This window comes from Rossellomorea arthrocnemi, assembly GCF_904424705.1.
GTDB lineage: Bacteria > Bacillota > Bacilli > Bacillales > Bacillaceae_B > Rossellomorea > Rossellomorea arthrocnemi.
Genome location: NZ_CAJGBF010000010.1, coordinates 147,258 through 156,126 on the forward strand (window position 1 = coordinate 147,258; position 8,869 = coordinate 156,126).

General features: G+C 44.0%; 6 protein-coding genes. 4 read left to right on the forward strand and 2 right to left on the reverse strand.

What is annotated here, in order from left to right; genetic code table 11:
• Positions 1 to 136: 136 nt before the first annotated feature.
• The 4 genes from BAA9072_RS14795 (at position 137) to BAA9072_RS14810 (ending at position 7,005) form a co-directional block, all read left to right on the forward strand.
• Entirely contained in the window at positions 137 to 2,107 is a 1,971-nt protein-coding gene (locus tag BAA9072_RS14795) for a S9 family peptidase (RefSeq protein WP_201715447.1), read from the forward strand.
• Between the two features lie 344 nt (positions 2,108 to 2,451).
• On the forward strand, positions 2,452 to 3,093 hold the full coding sequence (locus tag BAA9072_RS14800) for a TVP38/TMEM64 family protein (protein ID WP_201715448.1): 642 nt from the start codon (positions 2,452 to 2,454) through the stop codon (positions 3,091 to 3,093).
• Positions 3,090 to 3,650, forward strand: a complete 561-nt coding sequence (gene lepB / locus BAA9072_RS14805; protein WP_201715449.1) for a signal peptidase I — start codon at positions 3,090 to 3,092, stop codon at positions 3,648 to 3,650. Before BAA9072_RS14800 ends, lepB begins: the two co-directional genes overlap by 4 nt.
• A gap of 130 nt (positions 3,651 to 3,780) precedes the next feature.
• Complete coding sequence (locus BAA9072_RS14810) at positions 3,781 to 7,005, forward strand: BTAD domain-containing putative transcriptional regulator (RefSeq protein ID WP_201715450.1); 3,225 nt, start codon at positions 3,781 to 3,783, stop codon at positions 7,003 to 7,005.
• Between the two features lie 56 nt (positions 7,006 to 7,061).
• Here the strand turns inward: BAA9072_RS14810 and BAA9072_RS14815 are convergent, their stop codons facing one another.
• Positions 7,062 to 8,576, reverse strand: a complete 1,515-nt coding sequence (locus BAA9072_RS14815) for an HD-GYP domain-containing protein (RefSeq protein WP_201715451.1) — start codon at positions 8,574 to 8,576, stop codon at positions 7,062 to 7,064.
• 75 nt (positions 8,577 to 8,651) lie between these two features.
• A partial coding sequence (locus BAA9072_RS24280) for a hypothetical protein (RefSeq protein ID WP_230980879.1) occupies positions 8,652 to 8,869 on the reverse strand: 218 nt, incomplete at its 5' end.

Below are 8,869 nucleotides of genomic sequence, written 5' to 3' on the forward strand. Positions count from 1 at the left end.
TACTTTCAATAGGGAAAATTGTAGAATTTAATTTTATTTCTATTATGAAGGGGGTTGAAGGTTTTTATCCACGAAGGGAATATCGTTTCCAGTGTCGAATCATATAGGGGACAGAAAGAAAGGAAGGTGCCGGTACATGAAGAAAGGCATTACGATAAAAGATCTCTATGAATTAAAGGCCGTCTCAGATCCAAGGCTTTCACCGGCGGGAGATGAGGCTGTGTTCGTTCAAACGGTGATGTGTGAAGAAAAAAATGAATATTTTTCTACCTTACATAGTATCGATTTAAAAGAAAAGTCCACTCGTCAATGGACCTTTGGGGAACAAAAAATTTCATCACCAAGATGGTCTCCTGATGGAAGGAGGATTGCTTTCATCTCAAATCGAACCGGTGTCAATCAGCTTTATCTGATCAGCCGGGATGGCGGGGAAGCGGAGGCAGTCACAGATTTCGGGAAAGGTGTTTCGAATCCTGTCTGGTCTCCATGCGGTGAACAAATTGCCTTCTCGATTCGTTTAGAAAAAGGCGAAACATTCAATCGAAAGGAAGGCGAAGACGAAAGAATAAAGCCGTTCGTAACAACAAGTATGAAATATAAAAGTGATGATCGCGGCTTACATGATGATGCCTATTCACAAATAGTATGGGTGGATATAGGGACGAAAGAATTGAAAAGGGTGACGGATGATACGTACGATTATAGCCTTCACTCCTGGTCACCGGACGGAACATTTCTAACCTTATCAGCCGACAAGACAGCAGGTAGAGACTTCTCGTTTCAATCCGATTTATATCTCTTTAACCTTGAAACGGAAGAATACGAACAAATAAACGGTGAACAGGGATACTACGGAGAAGCGAGCTGGTCCCCGGACGGCAAGCACCTTGCGTTTATAGGTCATAATCGTGAATTTGAAAACGCAACTCATAATAAGATATGGGTGCACGAACTTGAGACAGGGCACTCCGTTTGCCTGACAGACGGGATGGATGTTCCGGTAGGGGATTATCTTAATAGTGACAGCATCCAGGGCTCTTCCCAAACGGGAATACATTGGTCAAAGGATAATGAAAGTTTTTATTTTCTAGCATCGGATTCGGGGAATACGGTTCTGTACTATGCTCATATCGAAGGTGCCATTTATCCTGCACTCCTTCAGGAAGAGCAGCACGTTTATGGATTCGATCTCTATTCAGATCGTCAAACCATCCTGATGGCCATGAGCAAGCCGACAGAGCCAGGCGAATTGTATGAACTTCATGTCCCGACAGGAGATCTGACTAAACTCACCAACCTGAACGGGGACTGGCTTGCTGCTCGTGAATTATCCTCTCCCGAATCGTTCATGTACAAGGGGGCGAAAGATTGGCCGGTTCAAGGCTGGATCATGAAGCCTGCAGGATATGAAGACGGGAAGAAATATCCACTTATTGTCGAAATCCATGGCGGTCCGCACACGATGTACGGAAACACGTTTTTCCATGAGTTTCAGGTGCTGGCAAGCAGTGGCTATGCTGTCTTATACATCAACCCCCGGGGAAGTCACGGATACGGCCAGGAGTTTGTTGATGCCGTAAGGGGCGATTACGGGGGCGGGGATTACGAGGATATCATGAAGGCAGTTGATTATGCTCTGAAGGAATTTCCGTTCATTGATGAATCCCGTCTTGGGGTTACCGGCGGAAGCTACGGTGGCTTCATGACCAACTGGATCATCGGTCACAGTGACAGGTTCAAAGCTGCGGCTACCCAGCGTTCCATCAGTAACTGGATCAGCTTTTATGGAGTCAGCGATATTGGCTACTATTTCTCAGAGTGGCAGATCCAAAGCGATCTTAGCGACATTGAAACTCTGTGGAAGCACTCGCCACTAGCCTATGTGAAGGATATGAACACTCCTCTATTGATCCTTCACAGCGAGAAGGATTACCGCTGTCCAATCGAACAGGCCGAACAGTTATACATCGCTTTGAAACGGGAGAAAAAAGAAGCAAGATTCGTCCGCTTCCCGGAATCCAATCACAATCTTTCGAGGATTGGAAAGCCTTCCTTGCGGGAAGCTCGTTTACAAGAAATAGTCGATTGGTTTGGGGAGCATGTATAAAGGGGGAACTGTCATTTCCTTAGGGGGATGGCAGTTTCTTGTGTTGCGGGTGATTTGCGGGTGATGGGGAATAGGGAAGCTTAATTGGCAAAGTCGATAATATGCGGGAGGAAGCCGTTAATGACGCATATAGGTTTATCTACAGACTGGGTCCGCCATCCCGAAAAAATTAACCTTCATCAAAAGGTTTACAACCCCAGACTTTGGGCAACCTTGTATTAATAAAAACGACGCGGGAGATTACAATATGGAAATCCTGTTCTGGTGTGATATGATAAAAATAGTAAGTAGTGAAGACTAAATGAGTTTATCTGTTCATTGTCGTTTAAGGGGAAACATATAATATGAATATCAATACGATAAAAGATTGGTTTACGCTTGAAAATATGATGGATTTAATCCAGCAATATCGTTCGTTTGGACCGATCCCGGGAATCCTGCTTCCATTGTTGGAGGCATTCCTCCCGTTCCTTCCGCTGGTTGTGTTTGTGACGGCGAATGCGAATGCATTTGGATTGTGGTGGGGCTTCCTGTTCTCATGGATCGGAGCTACGCTTGGCGCACTGATTGTATTTCTGTTGGTAAAGAGATACGGGGAGGCACGTGTTTTTCGATTCTTAAGAAAGAGCCGCCAGGTGAATCGTTTGACGAATTGGGTAGACAAGCATGGGTTTGGACCATTGTTCATTCTATTATGTTTCCCGTTTACACCTTCTGCAGTTGTAAATGTAGTGGCAGGTCTATCCTCTATCAGCATCGCTCAATATATGCTGGCGGTGGTAACAGGGAAAATGGTGATGATATTCACCATAAGCTTTATTGGGTATGATATTATATCATTAATTAAACAACCAATTCGTACAGTAATCGTTGTGGCTATTATATTCGTATTATGGTTAGTAGGAAAACGAATTGAGATACATCTGAATAAGAAAATGGAATTGGACCAACGAATAGAACGGAAAAAGCAGGAGGAATCAAATTGAGAGAAGAGGTAAAAAGAGAAGGACTTGAATGGATCAAAGCCTTGGGAATTGGATTAATCATCTTTATCATCATTCGAACCTTTCTCTTCTCCAACTATGTGGTGGAAGGCGAATCCATGATGCCGACACTGCAAGATGGAAATAAATTGGTTGTCAATAAAATCGGCTATCATATCGGTGAATTGGACCGCTTTGATGTAGTGGTGTTTCACGCAAATGAAGAAGAAGATTATGTGAAGCGTATCATTGGCCTGCCAGGTGACAAAATTGTTTATAAAGACGACAAACTGTATGTGAATGGGGAGTATTATCCAGAACCCTATTTAGAGAAATTCAAGCAGGAGTTCATTGGGAGTAAGCTGACGGGTGACTTCACCCTTCAAGAGATCACTGGTGAAAAGGTAGTTCCGAAGGGGAAGATATTTGTCCTAGGGGATAATCGACGGGGAAGCATGGATAGCCGTTACTTCGGATTTGTCGACCGTGAACAGATTGTCGGGAAAGTGGACCTTCGCTATTGGCCGATTAATGAGTGGGATGTACAATTTGGAAAATAATGATTGAAAGGAGACGACTCATGAGAGGGTCGTCTTCTTTTTTTTGCAAAATATGTACTAGTTGTGCTCCTTTGCCCAATATAAATATGATAGAATAGTAAGAAAATTCGTTCGTTTCGAGGGTGGTTGTATGACAACAGAAATTCCGATTATTGAAACCAAGTTTGTGCCGCCTGTTGTCAAGCATTCATATATTAGGCGTCCAAGCTTAATGAAAAAAATGAGAGCGGTTACAGAGTATAAACTGGTGATTGTTCATTCTGGGGCAGGCTATGGCAAAAGTACGGCAATCAGCCAGTTTTTGCAGGATGTGAACATCAATTATTGCTGGTACTCCATCACGCAAAACGATGATGGACTGGTCCCTTTCGTCACAAATATCGTTTATGCCATTCAAAAGCAAATTCCTCATTTTGGCGAAGAACTATGGGAAGCAGTCCGGTCCATGGGACAATATATGAAGGAGGATGATATCCATCGGTTGAGTGCGCTGTTTATAAACGAATGTATGAAAATCCCCCACTCATTCACCATTATAGTGGATGACTATCACCTTGTGGATCATTCCTTTCTCATTAATCAGTGGATGGAGAAGATCCTGGAGCATTTACCCGGTCATATCCATTTCATTCTTTCTACTCGGACTAAACCATCCTGGTCCTCGTTTATACAGCTGAAGATCTCCGGCCAATTGATGGAAATATCAGAAGTTGATTTGTGCCTCACGAAAGAAGAGGTGGAATTACTTCTGACAGACTTTCATGAAAACGTCATTCCTGACTCCCAGCTCCATACAATTTTTGAATTAACTGAAGGATGGGTCATTGCCATAAGTATGATTCATTCACAGCTTCGGGAAAATCCAAACATTCTTTTGGTGGAAAAGCAGCATTCGTCCCTGGATGAACTCTTTCATTACTTGGCCCAGGAAGTGTTTTCCAAACAAACACCAATCGTGCAGCAGTTCTTGAAACAGATATCGATTCTTGATGAAATCAGCGGAAGTACATGTGAAGCTATTTTTGAACTGCCAGGATCCGGGCAAATGCTGAAACAGCTCTCTGAGAAAAATGCCCTTCTTCAGGAAATGAAAGGGTCCCGTCATTTTCGACTCCATGCCTTGTTCCAAACATTTTTAGAACGGAAATTAAAAGAAGAGAGCCTGGGATTGTATAAGGAACTCCAGTTGAAGTGCGCCAGATTCTTTGAAGGAAAGGGGAAGTGGGAGAAAGCAATCTTTCATTATATGAAAATGGGAAACATCGAGGCTGTATCTGCCATCCTGACCCGTGAAGCTGAAGGGATGATGAAAGGAGGACAACTCGAAACGCTGGGGGATTATTTAAGCGGGATACCCGAACTTTTAAAGGATCAATATTACTCCCTGTGGTTTTATCAAGGGGAGTTCTTTCGCTATCGGTCGTTTTATGAAAGAGCGGAAAAAGCCTATAGCAGTGGAATCATGCATGCAGAAAGAGACCCCGTCATGCTGAGTAAAGCCTATGAGGGAATCGGACGTATCTATTTAGATACAATTCAACCGGGGAAAGCGCAGCGGTTTTTACTTAAGGCCATTGATTGTCTGGAATCCGGAGAGCATGAATATATGGAGGAAAAGAACCATCTGTATGTATTGATAGCGGAAAACCTGGTGAACTCAGGGAAAGCAATACAGGCAAAGCTTTGGTATGACAAAGGGAAGAGGAACGGGTCCATGAAGGCAGAAGGCAATCTGGAGGCAAGGATGCTCCTCCGAACAGGAAAGCTTCAGGAGGCAAAGCAGGTCCTTCACTACAAGGGAGGGGAAGATCAGCTTCCTCAATCTCACCGGGAAAAAGAATTGTTATTGTCCCTCATTCAATCATTCATGGGAAATGGAAGCGAAGCCAAATCACTGGCACAGCAGGGAATCAGTCAGGGGGTCAAAGGGAAATCCCCATTTGTGGAAGCCTGCGGTTGGATCAGGATGGGCCACGCAGTACAGCTGATCACCGACTATGACACATCCCTTGCAAAAAACTGCTATGAAACGTCGCTGGAATTAATGAGTCAGATCAATGTCTCGAGGGGAAAAGCAGAGCCGTATATGGGACTGTCGATTCTTTATGCAAGGTTAGGAGAGTTTCAAAAAGCGAAGGAACTGGCTGAAGAGGCGCTGCATGAAACGGAAAAGGTAGAAGACATGTGGCTGTATTCCCTTATTCTTCTGAGTGTTGGAATCACGGATTACTACCGGGGGGAATTCGAAGATGCCGGGAAAAGCTTTAGACGAGCGGAGAGACAATTTGATTCCTGTGGTGACCGTTATGGCAAAACCATGACAAAGTTGTGGAAAAGCGCAATTGCTTATAACACAGATGATACCGATTCGTTCACGGAAAGCATGACCTCCTGTTTAAATGAAATCCAGATGGGAGAGTATGAATTTATCTTTTTCAAGCCGACGATATTCGGACCTAAAGATTTGCAAAGCCTGATTCCGTTAATAGTGAAAGCATATCAGGAGGGGATCCATGCCACGTACTGTCACCAGTTATTAACCAGATTAGGATATGATTCCATTCCTGCCCATCCAGGTTACACCATCAAAGTTCAAACCCTGGGACGTTTTGAAATCCATTTAGGAGATCATAAAGTACTGGAGAAGCAATGGCATAGAGAAAAGGCAAAGGAGTTATTTCAATACCTCCTGATCCAGAGGAACAACCTAAAGAGAAAGGAAGAGATCATTGAAGAGCTGTGGCCGGAGGGGAGTGGTTCAGATCGAGATTTCAAGGTTGCGCTCAACGCCTTGAATAAAGTATTGGAGCCCAAACGACAAGCAAGGGAAAAGGCTTTCTTCATCGGCAGGCAACAGGAAGGATACGGGCTGAATCCAACGGCGAATATCGAATACGATGCCGAACAATTTACGGCCTGGATCACGGAAGGGTTAAAGGAGAATGATGTGGAGAAATCCATTCAATATCTTGAACGGGGATTTCACTACTACAAAGGCGAGTTCTTACCTGACAGAAAAGGCACATGGTGGACCGGGAAAGAAAGAGAGAGACTGCAGCTCCTGTACCTGAGGGGGCTGGAGAAACGGGCACAGCTGGCAGTGAGAATGGAACAGATAGACGCAGCCATTGACTATTGTCTCGAAATCATCGAACACGATCCCCTCTGGGAGGAAGCCTACAGGCTCATCATGTATGGCTATTATCAAAAAAATAATCGCCCCCATGCTGTAAAATGGTTCAGGCGTTGCAAGGGAATTCTTGAGTCTGAACTCGGCGTCGAGCCGATGACCGCAACGCGCCATATGTATGAAATGGTCATTGGTGGCTTGGATGGAACTAAAGAGCGTGAATAGAAAAAGGATCCGATATGTTTCGATCGGATCCTTTTTTTGGCCTGGAGTGACAGGTTTCACCCTGTCATTTTATTAACCTCAGTCTCCATTTTCATTTTCTTCAGAAAGGCATCCACAAATTCCTTGTCCCATTGTGTACCTTTTCCTTCATGCAGGATGGAGAATGCTTTCTCATAAGGCATCCCTTTTCGATAAGGGCGGTCAGACGTCATGGCGTCAAAGGCATCGGCGACAGCGATCAACCGACCGAACACGGGGACTTCGTCGCCTTTCAATTGATCAGGATAACCGAAGCCGTCCATCCGCTCGTGGTGATGTTTAATCCCCGGTAAGATGGGCAGGAGTTCTTCCGTCATCTGGACCCCTTTGACAATTTCTTCTCCGATCACAGGGTGACGCTTGATCTGATCAAACTCTTCATCTGTCAATTTACCTTCTTTTAAAAGCACGTCATCACGGACCCCAATCTTTCCGATGTCATGAAGAAGAGCCGATTTATTGAGTAAATCGATGTCCTTCAGAGACCATTTACACTGTTTGGCAATCAAAACGGAATATTCCGCAACGCGCTTGCTATGCCCTGCAGTATAAGGGTCGCGAGCATCCAATGTACCTGCCACCACTGCGAAAAATTGGTCGAGGAGCTGCTGGTTTTTATGGTCCCTTAGATTGATGGCTTCTACCATATGGTTAAATCCCGAGAAGAGATGGGAGAACTCGTCCGTATACGTATTTATGGCGGGGGCAACATGACCCTGTTCCACTTTTTCAAAACGATTGACCAGTTCCATGACAGGTCCTTCAATGCTTTTGAAAATAAGGAGAGCACCATAGAAGGCAAGTACCGTTATGATAAAAATCAAGGTACCTGCCCATTTCCAGTAGTCTACTAACAGAGAAGAGTCCGCAATAGATAAGCGGATCTGTGATGCGAGTGAAAAAAGCAGGATCGGAAACAGAGCAAGAAATAAAGAAGCAGCCAGAATCTTTTGCTTTAAACTGATAAATAAAGTGGTCTGGTTGGAGGGATTGACTCCATGTTTTTCAATCGCTTTCCGGATCAGATCCCCCTGCAGCTGATGACAAGCCTTAAAGGTTAAGAAGAATTCAATCAACGCATGAAGGATCGCCACTAAAAAAGCACCGCACCAGGCGTAAAGAATGTACGAGTACGGAATGGATAGAGAGCCTCCATGGATAAAGGAGACTGTCAAAAGGGTCGATGGGAGGGCAAGCCCCAGGAAGTGGGGAAACATGATCCGTTTAACCGTTAATAAGGGGAATCTTTCTGCTTGATTATAAGCTGTAAGGAGAAGCTCCAATTCAATGGTGGAGTTCTTCTTACGATAAACGTCTTTTATTGGGCGAATATGCTTTTGAAATACGAGGAATTCAAAGCTGAACATCGTGACAATCGAAACGAAGATAATGCCTCCCATAGTGATGAATTCGTCTTCCTTAAGGGAAAGGGTTTGGAAAATGAACACGGATCCAACGCCGAACACAGCTATGATACTGCCTAATAGATAATTTTTGATGATGGTACGCTGAAATTGCTGAAATATCTCCAAGGATGAATCCTCCAATTTCACTAACATTTAGTAGATTCATTATATAGGAAAAAGGGCTGCGGGAACATGATAGTTTTAAAGATTTGTGTGAGAAATGGGGACAGTATTGAATCCTATTTTCCATTTTGGTGGATTCAGTGGAATATACGGTTCTTTTTTTCGATCATCCAGCCGTTTTTCAGTATACACCATTTGGATTTGTTCCGAATCCATACCCAGTAGCTTTCCAAGCAGCAAAAACCCATAAATACAGTCTATCACCTTTTTTTTATCCGAATTTATCTCAGAACCCC

Bases quoted from the DNA above. Each gene is read 5' to 3' on its own strand.
- BAA9072_RS14795 (WP_201715447.1), top strand. From the start codon at position 137: ATGAAGAAAGGCATTACGATAAAAGATCTCTATGAATTAAAGGCCGTC.
- BAA9072_RS14800 (WP_201715448.1), top strand. From the start codon at position 2,452: ATGAATATCAATACGATAAAAGATTGGTTTACGCTTGAAAATATGATG.
- BAA9072_RS14810 (WP_201715450.1), top strand. From the start codon at position 3,781: ATGACAACAGAAATTCCGATTATTGAAACCAAGTTTGTGCCGCCTGTT.